16 protein-coding genes are annotated in these 15,116 nt (G+C 63.0%); 11 read left to right on the top strand and 5 right to left on the bottom strand.

Features of this window, described 5'->3' with window-relative positions:
• On the bottom strand, positions 1 to 908 hold a 908-nt coding region (locus JWR89_RS14485), incomplete at its 3' end, for a 2-oxoglutarate and iron-dependent oxygenase domain-containing protein (RefSeq protein WP_299717325.1).
• Between the two features lie 228 nt (positions 909 to 1,136).
• On the bottom strand, positions 1,137 to 1,547 hold the full coding sequence (locus JWR89_RS14480; RefSeq protein WP_299717329.1) for a MarR family transcriptional regulator: 411 nt from the start codon (positions 1,545 to 1,547) through the stop codon (positions 1,137 to 1,139).
• Between the two features lie 234 nt (positions 1,548 to 1,781).
• Between JWR89_RS14480 and JWR89_RS14475 the strand changes: the two genes are divergently transcribed.
• Complete coding sequence (locus JWR89_RS14475) at positions 1,782 to 2,357, top strand: DUF308 domain-containing protein (RefSeq protein WP_299717324.1); 576 nt, start codon at positions 1,782 to 1,784, stop codon at positions 2,355 to 2,357.
• 142 nt (positions 2,358 to 2,499) lie between these two features.
• Entirely contained in the window at positions 2,500 to 2,847 is a 348-nt protein-coding gene (locus JWR89_RS14470) for an ArsC family reductase (protein WP_299717322.1), read from the top strand.
• Between the two features lie 19 nt (positions 2,848 to 2,866).
• Here JWR89_RS14470 and JWR89_RS14465 read toward each other — a convergent pair whose 3' ends face one another.
• Positions 2,867 to 3,772: an AraC family transcriptional regulator gene (locus JWR89_RS14465; RefSeq protein WP_299717327.1), complete on the bottom strand. Its 906-nt coding sequence runs from the start codon at positions 3,770 to 3,772 to the stop codon at positions 2,867 to 2,869.
• 193 nt (positions 3,773 to 3,965) lie between these two features.
• Between JWR89_RS14465 and JWR89_RS14460 the strand changes: the two genes are divergently transcribed.
• A complete protein-coding gene (locus JWR89_RS14460; protein WP_299717326.1) occupies positions 3,966 to 4,709 on the top strand; it encodes an SDR family oxidoreductase in 744 nt (247 codons plus the stop codon).
• A gap of 108 nt (positions 4,710 to 4,817) precedes the next feature.
• Here the strand turns inward: JWR89_RS14460 and JWR89_RS14455 are convergent, their stop codons facing one another.
• Positions 4,818 to 5,417: a hypothetical protein gene (locus tag JWR89_RS14455; protein WP_299717320.1), complete on the bottom strand. Its 600-nt coding sequence runs from the start codon at positions 5,415 to 5,417 to the stop codon at positions 4,818 to 4,820.
• Positions 5,418 to 5,804: 387 nt separating this feature from the next.
• On the opposite strand from JWR89_RS14455, the gene JWR89_RS14450 reads away from it, so the two are divergent.
• The 7 genes from JWR89_RS14450 (at position 5,805) to JWR89_RS14420 (ending at position 12,398) form a co-directional block, all read left to right on the top strand.
• Positions 5,805 to 6,560 carry an ABC transporter ATP-binding protein gene (locus JWR89_RS14450; RefSeq protein ID WP_299717318.1) on the top strand — a complete coding sequence of 252 codons (756 nt, stop codon included), beginning with the start codon at positions 5,805 to 5,807 and terminating at the stop codon, positions 6,558 to 6,560.
• Complete coding sequence (locus JWR89_RS14445) at positions 6,553 to 7,299, top strand: ABC transporter ATP-binding protein (RefSeq protein WP_299717316.1); 747 nt, start codon at positions 6,553 to 6,555, stop codon at positions 7,297 to 7,299. Before JWR89_RS14450 ends, JWR89_RS14445 begins: the two co-directional genes overlap by 8 nt.
• Before the next feature lie 31 nt (positions 7,300 to 7,330).
• Positions 7,331 to 8,551, top strand: a complete 1,221-nt coding sequence (locus tag JWR89_RS14440) for an ABC transporter substrate-binding protein (RefSeq protein WP_299717315.1) — start codon at positions 7,331 to 7,333, stop codon at positions 8,549 to 8,551.
• Between the two features lie 76 nt (positions 8,552 to 8,627).
• The gene (locus tag JWR89_RS14435) at positions 8,628 to 9,503 is read left to right on the top strand and encodes a branched-chain amino acid ABC transporter permease (protein ID WP_299717314.1); all 876 of its coding nucleotides are present in this window, start codon (positions 8,628 to 8,630) and stop codon (positions 9,501 to 9,503) included.
• Position 9,504: 1 nt separating this feature from the next.
• Complete coding sequence (locus JWR89_RS14430) at positions 9,505 to 10,473, top strand: branched-chain amino acid ABC transporter permease (RefSeq protein WP_299717312.1); 969 nt, start codon at positions 9,505 to 9,507, stop codon at positions 10,471 to 10,473.
• A gap of 249 nt (positions 10,474 to 10,722) precedes the next feature.
• Positions 10,723 to 11,367, top strand: coding sequence for a DUF47 domain-containing protein (locus JWR89_RS14425; RefSeq protein ID WP_299717310.1), 645 nt, complete (start codon positions 10,723 to 10,725; stop codon positions 11,365 to 11,367).
• 14 nt (positions 11,368 to 11,381) lie between these two features.
• Complete coding sequence (locus JWR89_RS14420) at positions 11,382 to 12,398, top strand: inorganic phosphate transporter (RefSeq protein WP_299717308.1); 1,017 nt, start codon at positions 11,382 to 11,384, stop codon at positions 12,396 to 12,398.
• Positions 12,399 to 12,598: 200 nt separating this feature from the next.
• Here JWR89_RS14420 and sugE read toward each other — a convergent pair whose 3' ends face one another.
• Positions 12,599 to 12,913 carry a quaternary ammonium compound efflux SMR transporter SugE gene (gene sugE / locus JWR89_RS14415; protein ID WP_299717306.1) on the bottom strand — a complete coding sequence of 105 codons (315 nt, stop codon included), beginning with the start codon at positions 12,911 to 12,913 and terminating at the stop codon, positions 12,599 to 12,601.
• A gap of 156 nt (positions 12,914 to 13,069) precedes the next feature.
• On the opposite strand from sugE, the gene JWR89_RS14410 reads away from it, so the two are divergent.
• The gene (locus JWR89_RS14410; RefSeq protein WP_299717304.1) at positions 13,070 to 14,686 is read left to right on the top strand and encodes a peptide chain release factor 3; all 1,617 of its coding nucleotides are present in this window, start codon (positions 13,070 to 13,072) and stop codon (positions 14,684 to 14,686) included.
• Positions 14,687 to 15,116 lie beyond the last annotated feature (430 nt).

Here is a 15,116-nt window from a genome sequence, read left to right as displayed (position 1 = left end):
GCGTCCTTGTTGGCCTGGCAGAAGAACGGCAGCGAATAGCGCGGGCCGAGATATTCGTCGGGCCGGGGCATGCGGACGCGGTGCAGGGTCGATAGCAACTGGTCGTCGCTCCAGCGCCGCAGCATATCGCCGATGTTGCAGGTGATCACGCCGGGCAGCGGCTCCACCTCGGTCCATTCCAGCTCGGCGGATTCCTTGCCGGGGCAGAGTTGCAGCCCGCCTTGTCCGGTGCGCTGGTGCAGCAGCGTCAGGCAGTCGAAATCGGTGTGGGCGCCGGCACGCCAGCCGGCATAGTCCTCCGGCTTGGCATCGGTCATCGGCAGGTAGTGCAGCAGCCGCAGCGTGCTCTGGTATTCCGCCGACAGGGGATCGTGGGCTTCGGTGAAGAAGTCCGGCGCAAAGCCGAGTTTCAGCGCGAAGCACGACAGCACCTTCATGCCGACCGCCCAGTTGGCGCGCTCGAAAGCCAGCATCGCCGCCTTGAAGCCGGGGAGTTGATCGCCGTTCGGCCACAGCCTGGCCATGCGGGGCAGGGTGATCTGGTAGGATTCCTTCTGGTCCGCGGTGCCGGTGGAGGGCCGCACCTGGCTCTTGTATTCCCAGCCGGCATTGGTGCCTCGGCCGAGCGGGTAGAGCGCCTTGATCTCGGCGGGAAGCGCGAAGAAGCGTGCGGTCATGTCGAAGGCTTCATCGACCTGGGCCTGGGGAATGCCGTGATTGACGAGCTGGAAGAAGCCGATCTGCGTCGAGGCGTTCCAGAGCTGGTCGGCGATCTCCTGCTGGCGGCCCTCGAAATCGCCGAGGTCGATTTGCGGCACGTCGCGGTGTTTGGTACCGCCGACGCCGCCGAAAGTCTTTTCCTGGTTCAGCTCGTCGAGGGCGTAGGCGGTATTGCTTTGGGCGGTCATGTCGATCTCCAATGTTGAACGCGGCGTAGGCCGCTTAAGTCAAATCGGGAGGCGCGCATGGATGGGGTGAGAGAGTGCATCATGCCGGCTCCAGAACGAAAACTTCGATCTCTGCCGAGCAATGTCCCGAACCCCAGTGGGATCCTGACCGCTTCTACTCACACGTAATTCAACAAAAACGCCCGCGGCGCGCAAGGTCATAGGATAGGCAGCGCGCTGAAATGTCCGTCAATCCTGATCGCCTGCGGCGGCGGCCGTACCGCTGATGTAGCGGGAAACGGAATCGCGAAAGGCGTGGACCTCGCGATTGAGGTTGATCAATCGCTCAACGGACATGCCTGCGGCCACGAACAACGTCTCACCGAGGCAGCGGGCCTTTTCGCGCAATGCAGTCCCCTTGTCGGTGAGGCTGACCACGACCTGCCGCTCGTCCTCGGGGTTGCGCTTTCGCGCGACGAAGCCGGCCTGTTCAAGCCGTTTCACCAGCGGCGTCACGGTGCTCGATTCCAGCGCGAGCCGGTCGGCGATGCCCCCGACGCTCTGCGCGCCACCTTCCCAGAGCGTGCTCAGCACCAGGTATTGCGGGTAGGTGATTTCAAGGTCGTCGAGTAGCGGCTTGTAAGCGCGACCAATCGCCATGCTGGCCCCGTAGAGCGCAAAGCAGAGCTGCTGATCCAGCGTGATGTCGTCCGGCGACACGGCAATTCTCCCAGTCAATATCACAATAACGTATATCGCGATAAATAATGCTGGACAAGGTGGCTGCCAAGGGCCAGAAAAATATCGCGATATTAATTATCGTAATATGTAATAGAGCCGACGCCTTCCCGCACTTGATGCGGGCGCCAGGTTTCACTTTGGAGAAAAACAGACATGACAGTCCCACATCCGGCCACCGATTTTCGGGCCACAGCCAATAGCGATCTGACACGATACTACTTCGTTCGCGGCGTGGTTGCGGCGGCCTGGGTTGCAGCGGCGCTCACCATAGGCACCTCAAGCCCCGGCGCGGCGGCAGCTCTGCTGGTCGGCTATCCGGCCTGGGACGCCCTGGCGAACTGGTTCGATGCCAAAGGCAGCGGCGGGCTTCGGGGCAATCCTTCGCAGGCGTTAAATGTGGTCGTCAGCGTTGTCGCCGCGGTGGCTGTGGCCGGCGCTCTGCAGTCCGGCATGAATGCCGTGCTGGCGGTGTTCGGCGTCTGGGCGTCCCTCGCGGGTCTGGCGCAACTCGTCACCGGCGTGCGGCGCTGGCGCACGTTCGGTGCGCAATGGGCGATGATCCTGAGTGGCGCACAATCGACCTTGGTGGGTGGGGTGTTCGTGAAACAGGCCGCGGGGGTCGCGGTGCCGACGATCATGGACATCGCGCCCTATGCCGGCTTCGGCGCATTTTACTTCGTGGTCTCGGCGCTGTGGCTGGTCGTCGCGAACCGCAGGCGCACCGCGTGAATCGTTGGGATGCGCCGGTGATGCACGGGCATCATCGGTGGCGCCTTGTGGATGACGCCGGATTGGCTGTGAGCCGGCGGCGTGAGATCTGCTACGCACGTCGTCTGATAGATCCACCCCGGCAGGTACTGCGGACAACCTCATGGCCATCACCCTTTACGGAATCAAGAACTGCGACACCATGAAGAAAGCGCGGGCCTGGCTCGACGGCCATGGCGTCGCCTATCGTTTCCACGACTACAAGTCGGAAGGCATCGACAGAGCGCGGCTGTCGGACTGGTCGGGCAAGGTTGGCTGGGAGACGCTGCTCAACCGCGCCGGCACGACCTTTCGCAAGCTCGACGAGGCCGACAAGGAAAAGCTCACCGAGGCGAAAGCGATCACGCTGATGCTGGCGCAGCCGTCGATGATCAAGCGGCCGGTGCTCGATCTCGGCGGCGCGCTGCTGGTCGGCTTCAAGCCGGAAGTCTACGCAAAGGAACTGGCTTAGTTCTCCGCACCGGTCCGCATTATTCCGCGGCGATCGGCAACCGCGCGGCACCGACATCCTTGAGCGGCGAGATGCCATAAAGCCGGCTGTATTCACGGCTGAACTGCGACGGGCTCTGGTAGCCGACGCTGTAGCCGGCGGTGCCGACGTCCATGTGCTCGGCCAACATCAGGCGGCGGGCTTCGTGCAGCCGGAGCTGCTTCTGGTACTGCATCGGCGTCATCGCGGTGACCGCCTTGAAGTGATGATGCAGCGAGGAGTCGCTCATCCCGACATGCCCGGCCAGTTCCTCGACGCGCAACGGTCGGGCAAAATTCTGTCGCAGCCAGGCGATGGCCTGGGCGACCTTGTTGCCGGCAGTCTCGGCCATTGCGATCTGCTGCAGGCGCGGGCCGAGCGGGCCGGTCAAAAGGCGATACAGGATTTCCTGCTCGATCAGCGGTGCCATCGCCGGAATGTCCTCGGGCCGGTCGAGCAGCCGCAGCAGGCGCAAGGCCGCGTCCACAAGTTCGGGCGGCGCGGTATTGACGGCGACACCGCGCATCGCCTCTGGCGCGCCCGCCGGCCGCGTCACCAGCCGTCCCATGACCTCCTTCAACTGCTGGGCATCGATCTTCAGGCCAAGTCCGAGATACGGCGCTTCGGGGCTGGCTTCGACGACGCGCGACACCACCGGAAGATCCAGCGACACCACCAGGTAGTCGCCGACGCCGTAGCGGTAGACGTCGGACCCGACTTCGAGGCTTTTGGCACCCTGCACGACCAGGGCGAAGCAGGGCCATTGCGCGACGTGGTTTGGCTGGGTCGGTGACGTGCGCCGGGAGAAGAACAGGCGGTCGATGGCGGTGGTGTGCTCGGCTTCGCCGGTGGCGAAACGGGCGATGACGTCAGCGATTTCCTGATGCGGAGTAAGGGGACGTGTCAGCGGAAGCCTGCCATTTTCGAGCGTGGATCACGGCAAAACCATATCCGATCCTGCGCGGCGGACCAGCATCCGCAGATGCAATTTGCAGGATCGTGCAAGAACCTTGCAGGATCGCGATAACGCTTCGCGATGGCTCTGCCGCATAACGCCCGACCGGGAGCAGGCTTCCGGTTTCGATGAAATGCGAGCCTCCATGACCAATCCACCATCGGCGGTCCGCAAGGTCATTTTGATCATGGGTGCGAGCAGCGGTATTGGCGAGGCGACGGCGCTTCACCTCGCGACGAAGGGACACCGGATCGCCATTGGTGCGCGGCGTACCGACCGGATCGCGGCGATCGCCCGGGAGATCGAATGGCTCGGCGGCGACGTGCTGCACCAGGCGCTGGATGTTACCGACGTCGATAGTGTCAAGGCCTTCGCTGCCGCCGCTCTTGCGCGTTACGGCCGGATCGACGTGCTGGTGAACAATGCCAGCGCCATGCCGCTGTCTCCGATGGCGGAGTTGCGGATCGACGATTGGAATCGGATGATCGACGTCAACCTGCGCGGCGTGTTGCATGGCATCGCTGCGGTGCTGCCGATCATGCAGGCACAGGGCGCGGGGCACTTCATCAACGTGGCCTCGACCGCGGCGCACCGGGTCGATCCCGCCGCCGCGGTGTACTGCGCCACGAAGCATGCGGTGCGGGCGCTGTCCGAAGGCCTGCGGCAGCAAAACAAGAACCTGCGTGTAACTGTGATCAGTTCCGGAATTACCCAAACCGAACCGTTCGACGGAATCGGCGGTCCCGGGCTGAAGGGCGCGGCTGGTGCCATGATAGAGCAGGCGTCGATCCCGGCTTCCGCCATCGCGGAAGCGATCGGCTACGCGATCGGCCAGCCCGACGCGGTTGACGTCAACGAGTTGATCGTCCGCGCGACGGCCCAGAGATAAAGTCGCCGGTGCACGCAACGATCGATCGTCGCTCCGTCGTCTGCGCCTCACAGAATGCGGCTGCGAACGACAGCCGGGCGATAGCCGGTCGGCAAGGATGATCGCCGTTCAGCCGAACTCGACCACATCCCCAGCAGCAATCCGACCCGGCGCCCGGTGGTACAGGTTGCGGTCGATCACGGCGCGCACCTTTGGCGTTGGCACGCTAAGGTGGCCGCGCATCAGGTTCTTGATCTCGAAGCTGCCGTCTTCGCTGATGGTTTTCAGCGACGCGACGATGTGGCTGACGCCTTCGCCGTCGGAGAACGGCATCAGCACGCGTTCATAGGCCACGGCGCGACCATGGACATCGTCGATCATCGACACGGTATAGGTCGGCAGCCCGCGATCGATGCACACCGTGTACGCCGGAAGCACGACCGGCCCGAGAATGGGGCCGAGATACTCATCGAGGTAACGGCCCTTGCCGGTGGCGCCGTAGGCGTTGGACATCCGGGTGCCGTTGCTGTCGATGATCAGGCGTGACGACGGACCGCGTTCGACAATGTAGTAGACGAGGTCCGGCAGTTCTTCGGCGAGGCGTTCGGGTTGATAGAGCGCGATCGCAGGCAAGGTTTGTTGCCGGGCGTATAGCCGCAGCCAGCTATTCAGCAGATCGCGCTGCCGGATCGATTTGACGACAGATGGGTCGGCGCTCTGAAAATCCACGGCGGCGTCCGGTTGCGGCGTCTGATGCCGATAGCATGGGTTAGTAATGCGAATAATCCGTGAATGCGGGTAAGCCAGTTGCAATACAATTAATGAGCGATCTACGGCCGGTCCACTGGAGCGGCGCGGGATTGGCGGAGCGCCGGACCATTGGCGAATAACGGCGATGCCGGTCCGGCCATGCGACTAATGGCGAAGCCCGGGACGGCAGCGCCCACGGCGATTCTACCGCATTGCACCTTGCGTTCGTCCGCGCGTTGACGGCATATTCCGGGCGGATGCAGCCGGGCCGATGACGTTTTTTCAGAGCGTTATCCGGAAACAGGCGGTACAAAAATTGGCCACCCGCGGTGACACGCGCAGGGAAGGTCGATGGGGGAAATCTGCTTGACCGATGAGTTCATTCTTGAAACCCACGGATTGACCAAGGAATTCGCGGGCTTCTTCGCCGTCCGCGACGTCAATCTGAAGGTTAAACGCGGCACCATCCACGCTCTGATCGGTCCCAACGGGGCCGGCAAGACGACGTGTTTCAACCTGCTGACCAAGTTCCTGAAGCCATCCGCCGGAACGATCCTCTACAAGGGGCAGGACATCACTGCGCTGGCGCCGGCCGACGTGGCCCGGCTCGGGCTGGTGCGCTCGTTCCAGATTTCGGCGGTGTTTCCGCATCTCACTGCGCTTGAGAACGTCCGCGTTGCACTGCAGCGCCAGCATGGCGCGTCGTTCGATTTCTGGCGCTCCAAGAGCGTGCTCGACCAGTACAACCACCGTGCCGAGGAATTGCTGGAAGACGTCGGCCTCAGCGAATTCACCAAGACGCCGGCGGTGGAGATGCCTTACGGACGCAAGCGCGCGCTGGAGATCGCCACCACGCTGGCGCTCGATCCGGAGATGATGCTGCTGGACGAGCCGATGGCGGGCATGGGCCACGAGGACATCGATAAGATCGCCGCGCTGATCAAGCGGATCTCGGCGAAATACACCATCCTGATGGTCGAGCATAACCTAAGCGTGGTTTCCAATCTTTCCGATATCATCACCGTATTGACCCGCGGCAAGGTGCTGGCCGAAGGCAGCTATGCCGACCTCACCAAGGACGAGCGCGTCAAGGAAGCCTATCTGGGAGCCGGGCATGGTTGAAGTGACAATGGCCGATCCCGTAAACACCGCCGCTTCCGGCAAGACCGTGCTGACGGTGGAAAACCTGCAGGCGTGGTACGGCGAGTCGCACATCCTGCACGGCATCGATTTTAACGTGAAGGCAGGCGAGGTCGTGACGCTGCTCGGGCGCAACGGCGCCGGCAAGACCACGACGCTGAAGTCGGTGATGGGCATCATCGGCAAGCGCACCGGCTCGATCAATTTCGAAGGCCAAGAGATTTCGAAGGCGCAGTCGGACAAGATCGCCAAGCTCGGTATCGCGTTCTGCCCCGAGGAGCGCGGCATCTTCGCCAGCCTCGATGTGCGCGAGAACCTGATGCTGCCGCCGACCATCCGGCCCGGCGGCCTGTCGCTCGACGCCATCTTCGAACTGTTCCCCAACCTCAAGGAACGGCTCAACAGCCAGGGGACAAAACTGTCCGGCGGCGAGCAGCAGATGCTGGCGATCGGCCGCATCCTGCGCACCGGCGCGCGCTTCCTGATGCTCGACGAGCCGACAGAAGGCCTGGCGCCCGTCATCATCCAGCAGATCGGCCACACCATTGCGCGGCTGAAGTCCGAGGGTTTCACCATCCTGCTGGTCGAGCAGAATTTCCGCTTCGCCGCCACGGTGGCGGATCGCTACTACATCGTCGAGCACGGCAAGATCATCGATGGCTTCGCCAATGCGGAGCTGCCGCAGAATATGGAAAAATTGCACACGTATCTCGGCGTTTAACACCACAAAAAACCACGGAGGAGGGACAATCATGAAAAACAAAATCACAGCACTCATGCTGGGCACCGCGCTCTCGCTTGCGACCGCAGGCGTCGCGTTCGCGCAGGACAAATCCATCAAGATCGGCGCACTGAGCGACCAGTCCGGCCTCTATGCGGATCTCGGTGGACCCGGCTCGACGCTGGCCGCGCAGATGGCGGCGGAAGATTCCGGGCTGCTCGCCAAGGGCTGGAAGATCGACATCATCTCCGGCGACCACCAGAACAAGCCGGACATCGGCTCCAACATCGCGCGGCAGTGGTTCGACGTCGACAAGGTCGATGTCATCGTCGATGTGCCGAATTCCGGCGTAGCCCTTGCGGTCAACAACATCGTCAAGGAAAAGAACGGCGTTTATATCAATTCCGGCGCGGCAACCTCCGACCTCACCAATGCGCAGTGCTCGCCGAATACCGTGCACTGGACCTACGACACCTACATGCTGGCCCATTCGACCGGGCAGGCGATGGTCAAGGCCGGCGGTGACAGCTGGTTCTTCATGACCGCCGACTATGCGTTCGGCGCCGCGCTGGAGCGCGACACCACGGAGGTCATCAAGGCCAACGGCGGCAAGGTTGTCGGCGGCGTCAAGACGCCGCTCAACAGCGCCGATTTCTCCTCGTTCCTGCTGCAGGCGCAGTCGTCGAAGGCCAAGGTCATCGGTCTTGCCAATGCCGGCGGCGACACCACCAACTCGATCAAGCAGGCGGCGGAATTCGGCATCACCAAGGGCGGCCAGAAGCTCGCCGCGTTGCTGCTGTTCATCACCGACGTCAAGGCCATCGGCCTCGAGACGGCGCAGGGCCTCAGCTTCACCGAGACCTTCTACTGGGATCTCAACGACGAGACCCGTGCCTTCTCCAAGAAGTTTGCGGCACGTATGAAGAACGGCGCACCGCCGTCGATGGTACAGGCCGGCGTCTATGCCGGTCTAATCCACTACTTCAAGTCGCTGGAAGCGCTCGGCAGCAATCCGCATGACGGCATCAAGGTGGTGACCAAGATGAAGGAACTGCCGACCGACGATCCGCTGTTCGGCAAGGGCAAGATCGAAGCCAATGGCCGCAAGATCCATCCCGGCTATCTGTTCGAAGTGAAGAAGCCCTCGGAGTCCAAGGCGCCGTGGGATTTCTACAAGCTCGCCGGCACCGTGCCCGCCAACGAGGCGTTCACGCCGATCGAGAAGAGCACCTGCGCGCTGCTGAAGAAATAAGGCCCAATGCCCGGCGGCGTCGCGCCGCCGGGCGACCTTTTCCTGACACGACCTGACGCCAAGAGTTGAGAACACCATGTCGATCAATCTACAGGCCCTGTTCGCGCAATTGCTGGTCGGGCTGATCAACGGCTCGTTCTATGCGCTGCTCAGTCTCGGCCTTGCCGTGATCTTCGGCATGCTCAACATCATCAATTTCGCCCATGGCGCGCTCTACATGATGGGCGCATTCGCGGCGTATTTCCTGCTCAACGTGCTCAACATCGGCTACTGGCCGGCGCTGATCGTGGCGCCGCTGGCGGTCGGCATCTTCGGCATGATCCTCGAACGCACCATGCTGAAATGGATATCCGGTCTCGATCATCTCTATGGGTTGCTGCTGACCTTCGGCATGGCGCTGATCATCCAGGGCGTGTTCCAGAACTACTTCGGCTCCTCGGGTCTGCCCTATGCGATCCCCGACCTGCTGAAGGGCGGCATGAATCTCGGCTTCATGTTCTTGCCGATCTATCGCGGCTGGGTGGTGATCTTCTCGCTGATCGTCTGCATCCTGACCTGGTACCTGATCGAGCGCACGCGGCTTGGCGCCAATCTGCGCGCCGCGACGGAGAATCCGACGCTGGTACGCGCCTTCGGCATCAACGTGCCCCGCATGATCACGCTGACCTACGGGCTCGGCGTCGGTCTCGCCGCGCTGGCGGGCGTGTTGTCGGCACCGATCAACCAGGTGCGACCGCTGATGGGCGCCGACCTGATCATCGTGGTGTTCGCTGTCGTCGTGATCGGCGGCATGGGCTCGATCATGGGTTCGATCATCACCGGTTTTGCGCTCGGCATTGTCGAGGGCCTGACCAAGTATTTTTATCCCGAGGCCTCCAATACCGTCGTGTTCGTTCTGATGGTGCTGGTGCTGCTGATCAAGCCATCGGGACTGACGGGACGGGCAGCCTGACATGACGACTATCACCGAAAACGCCATTCCCGAACCGCGCCGCGGCACCAGCGACGCCATGATCGCCTTCGTCATCATGACCGCCTTGCTGCTGATCGTGCCGCTGACCGGCGTCTATCCGTTCTTCGTCATGCAGGCTTTGTGCTTCGCGCTGCTGGCGTGCGCCTTCAACCTGCTGATCGGCTATGGCGGCCTGCTATCGTTCGGTCATGCGATGTTTCTTGGCACGGCCGGCTATTTCACCGCGCATGCGCTGAAAGTGTGGGGCTTCACGCCGGAACTCGGCATCCTGATCGGCACGCTCGGCGCTGCCGCGCTCGGCGTCATTACCGGCCTGATCGCGATCCGCCGCCAGGGCATCTATTTCGCCATGATCACGCTGGCGTTGTCGCAGCTGCTGTACTTCGTCTACCTGCAGACGCCGTTCACCCATGGCGAAGACGGCATCCAGGGCATTCCGCAGGGCTTCCTGTTCGGCATCTTCAACTTGTCGAAGCCGATCACGCTGTACTACGTCATTCTCGCCGGCTTCCTGCTCGGCTTCCTGCTGATCTACCGCGCCATCAACTCGCCGTTCGGCGAGGTGCTGAAGGCGATCCGCGAGAACGAGCCGCGCGCCATCTCGCTGGGCTACAAGACCGACCAGTACAAGCTGCTGGCCTATATCCTGTCCGGCACGCTGGCGGGTTTTGCCGGTTCGCTGAAGGTGTTCGTAGCGCAGAACGCTTCGCTCACCGACGTGCATTGGACCATGTCCGGCGAAATCGTACTGATGACGCTGGTCGGCGGCCTTGGTACCATTTTCGGACCGGTAGTCGGCGCCTTCGTCATCATCGCTATGCAGCAATATCTCGCCGGCTTCGGCCAGTGGGTGACGGTCATCCAGGGCGCGATTTTCGTGATCTGCGTGCTGACCTTCCGCCGCGGCGTGATCGGCGAAATCGCGCATTACTTCAAGCGCTCGCTGTAACTTAACGTGGTCTCGTTTCCCGGACGCGGTGCGGCATTCTTATGCCGCTCCTCTGATCCGGGATGCCGGTTGCCTCGCAGCATCCGGGGAACGAGAGCTGCGAGCAGGGCGCGTCACAAAACGGTGGATGACGCAGCCCGCCAATTCCGCGGATTTGCCCGCCTGCGTCCAAAATGCTTTATGACAGTCTTGTGACAGGGCGCCGCATCGGGCGCGTCCTGCGGGCTTCCTGCAATCTGGGTCAAAACAATGCTGCGCTGGTTCCGGTCGTTTTTGCCGCGCGAAGAGCGATTCTTCGACCTGTTCGCTCGCCATTCCGTTGTCGTCGTGAAGGGCGCCGAAGCTCTGCAGGGCATGCTGCGTGGCGGCGAGGAGACGCCAGTTTTCTGCCAGCGCGTCAACCAGTTCGAGAACGATGCCGACGCCATTACCCGTGAGGTGCTGACCGCGGTGCGCCGCACCTTCATCACCCCGTTCGACCGTGTCGATATCAAGAACCTGATCACCGCGCTGGACGATGCGATCGACCAGATGCAACAGACCGCCAAGGCCGTGATCCTGTTCGAGGTCCGCACCTTCGAGCCGCCGATGCGCGAGATCGGCACGCTGCTGGTGGAATGCGCCAACCTGGTCGGTCGCGCGCTGCCGCTGATGCAGAACATCGGCGACAATGTCGGCCTGCTGACGGCGATGACCGAGGAAGTCGGCAAGCTTGAGGGCCGTGTCGATGACCTGCACGACATCGGCCTCAAGGAACTGTTCCTCAAGCACCGCGAAGCCAACACCATGGACTTCATCGTCGGCGCCGAGATCTACAAGCACCTCGAAAAGGTGGCCGACCGCTTCGACGACGTCGCGAACGAGATCAACAGCATCGTCATCGAACAAGTCTAGGGCAGGGCCGCACAGTGGACGCCACGCTCGCCCTCCCGGTCCTGATCGGTCTCGTCGCCATCGCGCTGCTGTTCGACTTCCTCAACGGGTTGCACGACGCCGCGAACTCGATCGCGACCATCGTCTCGACCCGGGTGCTGCGCCCGCAATATGCAGTGCTGTGGGCCGCATTCTTCAACTTCGTCGCCTTCGCGGTGTTCGGGCTGCACGTCGCCAACACCATCGGCACCGGGATCATCGATCCGCACGTGATCGACGCCCCCGTGATCTTCGGCGCGCTGATGGGTGCGATCGTCTGGAACCTGATCACCTGGGGGCTGGGCATTCCGTCGAGTTCCTCGCACGCGCTGATCGGCGGTCTGCTGGGCGCTGGATTGGCCAAGGCCGGCTTTGCCGCAGCCGAGTGGAAGGGCCTGTCGATGGCGCTGCTGGCGATCGTGCTGTCGCCGCTGGTCGGTTTTCTGCTGGCGCTGGTGCTCACCGCGATCGTGTCGTGGGCGTCGGTGCGCTCGACGCCGTTCGCGGTCGATCGCGCCTTCCGCATCCTGCAGTTCGTCTCGGCCTCGCTGTATTCGCTCGGCCATGGCGGCAACGACGCGCAGAAGACCATGGGCATTATCGCGGTGTTGCTGTACTCGCAGGGCCATCTCGGAACCGAGTTCTCGGTGCCGTTCTGGGTGGTGCTGTCGTGCCAGAGCGCGATGGCGCTGGGCACCTTGATGGGCGGCTGGCGCATCGTCCGCACCATGGGGCTGCGCATCACCAAGCTGACGCCGATGCAGGGGTTTTGCGCCGAGACCGGCGGCGCGGCGACGTTGTTCATGGCGACGTTTCTGGGCGTGCCGGTCTCGACCACCCACACCATTACCGGCGCCATCGTCGGCGTCGGCGCGGCGCGAAGGGTTTCGGCGGTGCGCTGGAACGTAGCGAGTTCGATCGTCTATGCCTGGGTCATCACGATCCCCGCGTCGGCGATCGTCGCGGCGCTGTCGTACTGGGCCGTGAAGCTGCTGCACCTGACGTTTATCTGAATTTGGTAGCATGCGTCCCGGATGCGCTACAGCGGTAGGGCGCAATAGCGCAGCGTATTGCGCCGCCCCACGGCGGATTACGCTTCGCTAATCCGCCCTACGGCTCAGTAGCTGTAGGATGGGTTGAGCGTCTTCGCGAAACCCATCACCCCTCTGCCGATGGGTTTCGCAACGGCTCAACCCATCCTACGATCTACGCCTCAGCTCACCAGCTTCAGCCCGGCGATCCCCGCGACAATCAGGCCGATGCAGGCGATGCGGGCGAAGCTGGAGGGATCGCCGAACAGGACGATGCCGAGGATCGCGGTGCCGACCGCGCCGATCCCGGTCCACACCGCGTAAGCGGTGCCCATCGGCAGCGTCTTCAGCGCCAGCGCCAGCATGCCGACTGACGCGGTCATGCTCGCCAGGGTCAGGACCGACGGGACCAGCCTGGTAAAGCCTTCGGTATATTTCAGTCCGACGGCCCAGCCGACCTCGAGCAATCCAGCAACCAACAACAAAATCCACGCCATGACAGCCTCCGAAACAAGCAGGCCGTCCTGCGCAGGGTTGGGAAATGGGAGGTCGTCCTCCGGATCCCCTATATGAGGCACGCGGGAACGCCCCGCAACCACCCGAATCCTGCAAATCCCCTTGATTGCGCCCGGTTTCCCTGCCACAGGCACGCCATGTCCGACATTGCCCTCCCCACAGAATCCGCCGCGCATCCGTTTGCCGCCGAAGTGGCGCGCCGCCGCACCTTCGCGATCATCTCGCATCCCGACGCCGGCAAGACCACGCTGACCGAAAAGCTGCTGCTGTTCGGCGGCGCCATCAACCTCGCCGGCCAGGTCCGCGCCAAGGGCGAACGCCGCTCGACGCGCTCCGACTGGATGAAGATCGAGCGCGACCGCGGCATCTCGGTCGTCACCTCGGTGATGACCTTCGAGTTCCAGGACCTGGTGTTCAACCTGCTGGACACGCCGGGCCATGAAGACTTTTCGGAGGATACCTATCGCACGCTAACCGCGGTCGACTCCGCCGTGATGGTGATCGACGCCGCCAAGGGCATCGAGGCGCGGACGCTGAAGCTGATCGAGGTCTGCCGGCTCCGCGACATTCCGATCATCACCTTCATCAACAAAATGGATCGCGAGAGCCGCGACACCTTCGATCTGCTGGACGAGATCGAGAAGACGCTGGCGCTCGACACCACGCCGATGACCTGGCCGGTCGGCCGCGGCCGCGACTTTCTCGGCACCTACGACATTCATACCGGCGGCATTCGCCTGCTCGAAGGCGGCGGCGCCAAAACCGGCGCAGCCGAGCAGATCGAGGTCGCCGATCTCGCGGCTCGCCATCCCACGCTCGATGTCTCCGAAACGCTGGAAGAACTGGCGCTGGTCAAGGAAGCCAACAAACCGTTCGACCTCGCCGCATTTCGCGAAGGCCACATGACGCCGGTGTATTTCGGATCGGCGCTGCGCAACTTCGGCGTTGGCGATCTCTTGCAGGGGCTCGGCCAGTTCGCGCCGCCGCCGCGCGCGCAGGACAGTAATCTGCGCAGGGTCGAAGCCGACGAGCCGCGCATGAGCGCCTTCGTGTTCAAGATCCAGGCCAACATGGATCCGAACCACCGCGACCGCATCGCGTTCGCGCGATTGTGCTCGGGCAAGCTGACGCGGGGCATGAAGGCCAAGCTGGTGCGCACCGGCAAGAACATGAGCCTGTCGAGCCCGCAGTTCTTCTTCGCGCAGGACCGCGCGCTGGCCGACGAGGCCTTTGCCGGCGACGTGGTCGGCATTCCCAACCACGGCACGCTGCGGATCGGCGACACGCTGACCGACGGCGAGGACCTCACCTTCATCGGCGTGCCCTCATTCGCGCCGGAAATCGTCCGCCGCGTCCGGCTCGGCGATGCCATGAAGGCGAAGAAGCTGAAGGAAGCGCTGCAGCAGATGTCGGAAGAGGGCGTAGTCCAGGTGTTTCGCCCGCGCGACGGTGCGCCGGCTTTGGTCGGCGTCGTCGGACCCCTGCAGCTCGACGTGCTGAAGGCGCGGCTCGACGCCGAATATCAGTTGCCGGTGGATTTCGAAGTGTCGGAATTCTCGCTGGCGCGCTGGATCTCCAGCGACAACCCGAAGCTGCTCGACGCCTTCATGACCGCCAACAATTCCGGCGTCGCTGACGACGTCGATGGCGATCCGGTGTTTTTGGCGAAGAACGACTTCTATCTGAAGTACACCAAGGAACGCGCCGAAGGCATCGTGTTCGCCGATATCAAGGACGTGAAGAAGAAGGCGTGAGCGTGGGGTGAACTCGCTCCGGCGGTTCGCCGTCATTGCGAGGAGCCCTTGCGACGATGCAATCCAGTTCTTGCGGAGTTTGCGGCTTTCTGGATTGCCGCGTCGCTTCGCTCCTCGCAATGACGGGGAGAGGTCAGCGAGCGTGGCTTGATTGCCTAGCGCATCCGCATCATACGCTATGCAAATTTCAAACAGCCAAGCTCCCGCATTCTCGCGGCGCGTAGAGCGTCCGAGCTATGCCAAGACTTCCCCTCGACCCATGAGGGGAGGCGCGCGCCGAAAGGCGCGGGTTGGTAGCTCTAACGCGATCCGCTTCGCCGTCGGCGACGAAGCCGCAACCGCGTCGCCTCTCGGCGCGCCACCGCGGCGATTTTTGGCCGGGGGACCGTACTTCCGGGCCAGGCTGCGACCACTTGGGCCGCGGATCCGG

Origin of the sequence: Tardiphaga sp. (genome assembly GCF_028290785.1) — a bacterium.
In the GTDB taxonomy this organism is placed as follows: Bacteria; Pseudomonadota; Alphaproteobacteria; order Rhizobiales; family Xanthobacteraceae; genus Tardiphaga.
This window is presented reverse-complemented; position numbering and strand designations above follow the sequence as displayed.

Excerpts from the sequence above, each read along its gene's own strand:
- JWR89_RS14440 (WP_299717315.1), top strand. The coding sequence starts at position 7,331 with ATGAAAAACAAAATCACAGCACTCATGCTGGGCACCGCGCTCTCGCTT.
- JWR89_RS14430 (WP_299717312.1), top strand. The coding sequence starts at position 9,505 with ATGACGACTATCACCGAAAACGCCATTCCCGAACCGCGCCGCGGCACC.
- JWR89_RS14480 (WP_299717329.1), bottom strand. The coding sequence starts at position 1,547 with ATGGCGATTGGTCGCGCTTACAAGCCGCTACTCGACGACCTTGAAATC.
- sugE (WP_299717306.1), bottom strand. The coding sequence starts at position 12,913 with ATGGCGTGGATTTTGTTGTTGGTTGCTGGATTGCTCGAGGTCGGCTGG.
- JWR89_RS14470 (WP_299717322.1), top strand. The coding sequence starts at position 2,500 with ATGGCCATCACCCTTTACGGAATCAAGAACTGCGACACCATGAAGAAA.
- JWR89_RS14425 (WP_299717310.1), top strand. The coding sequence starts at position 10,723 with ATGCTGCGCTGGTTCCGGTCGTTTTTGCCGCGCGAAGAGCGATTCTTC.
- JWR89_RS14435 (WP_299717314.1), top strand. The coding sequence starts at position 8,628 with ATGTCGATCAATCTACAGGCCCTGTTCGCGCAATTGCTGGTCGGGCTG.
- JWR89_RS14410 (WP_299717304.1), top strand. The coding sequence starts at position 13,070 with ATGTCCGACATTGCCCTCCCCACAGAATCCGCCGCGCATCCGTTTGCC.
- JWR89_RS14460 (WP_299717326.1), top strand. The coding sequence starts at position 3,966 with ATGACCAATCCACCATCGGCGGTCCGCAAGGTCATTTTGATCATGGGT.
- JWR89_RS14475 (WP_299717324.1), top strand. The coding sequence starts at position 1,782 with ATGACAGTCCCACATCCGGCCACCGATTTTCGGGCCACAGCCAATAGC.
- JWR89_RS14445 (WP_299717316.1), top strand. The coding sequence starts at position 6,553 with ATGGTTGAAGTGACAATGGCCGATCCCGTAAACACCGCCGCTTCCGGC.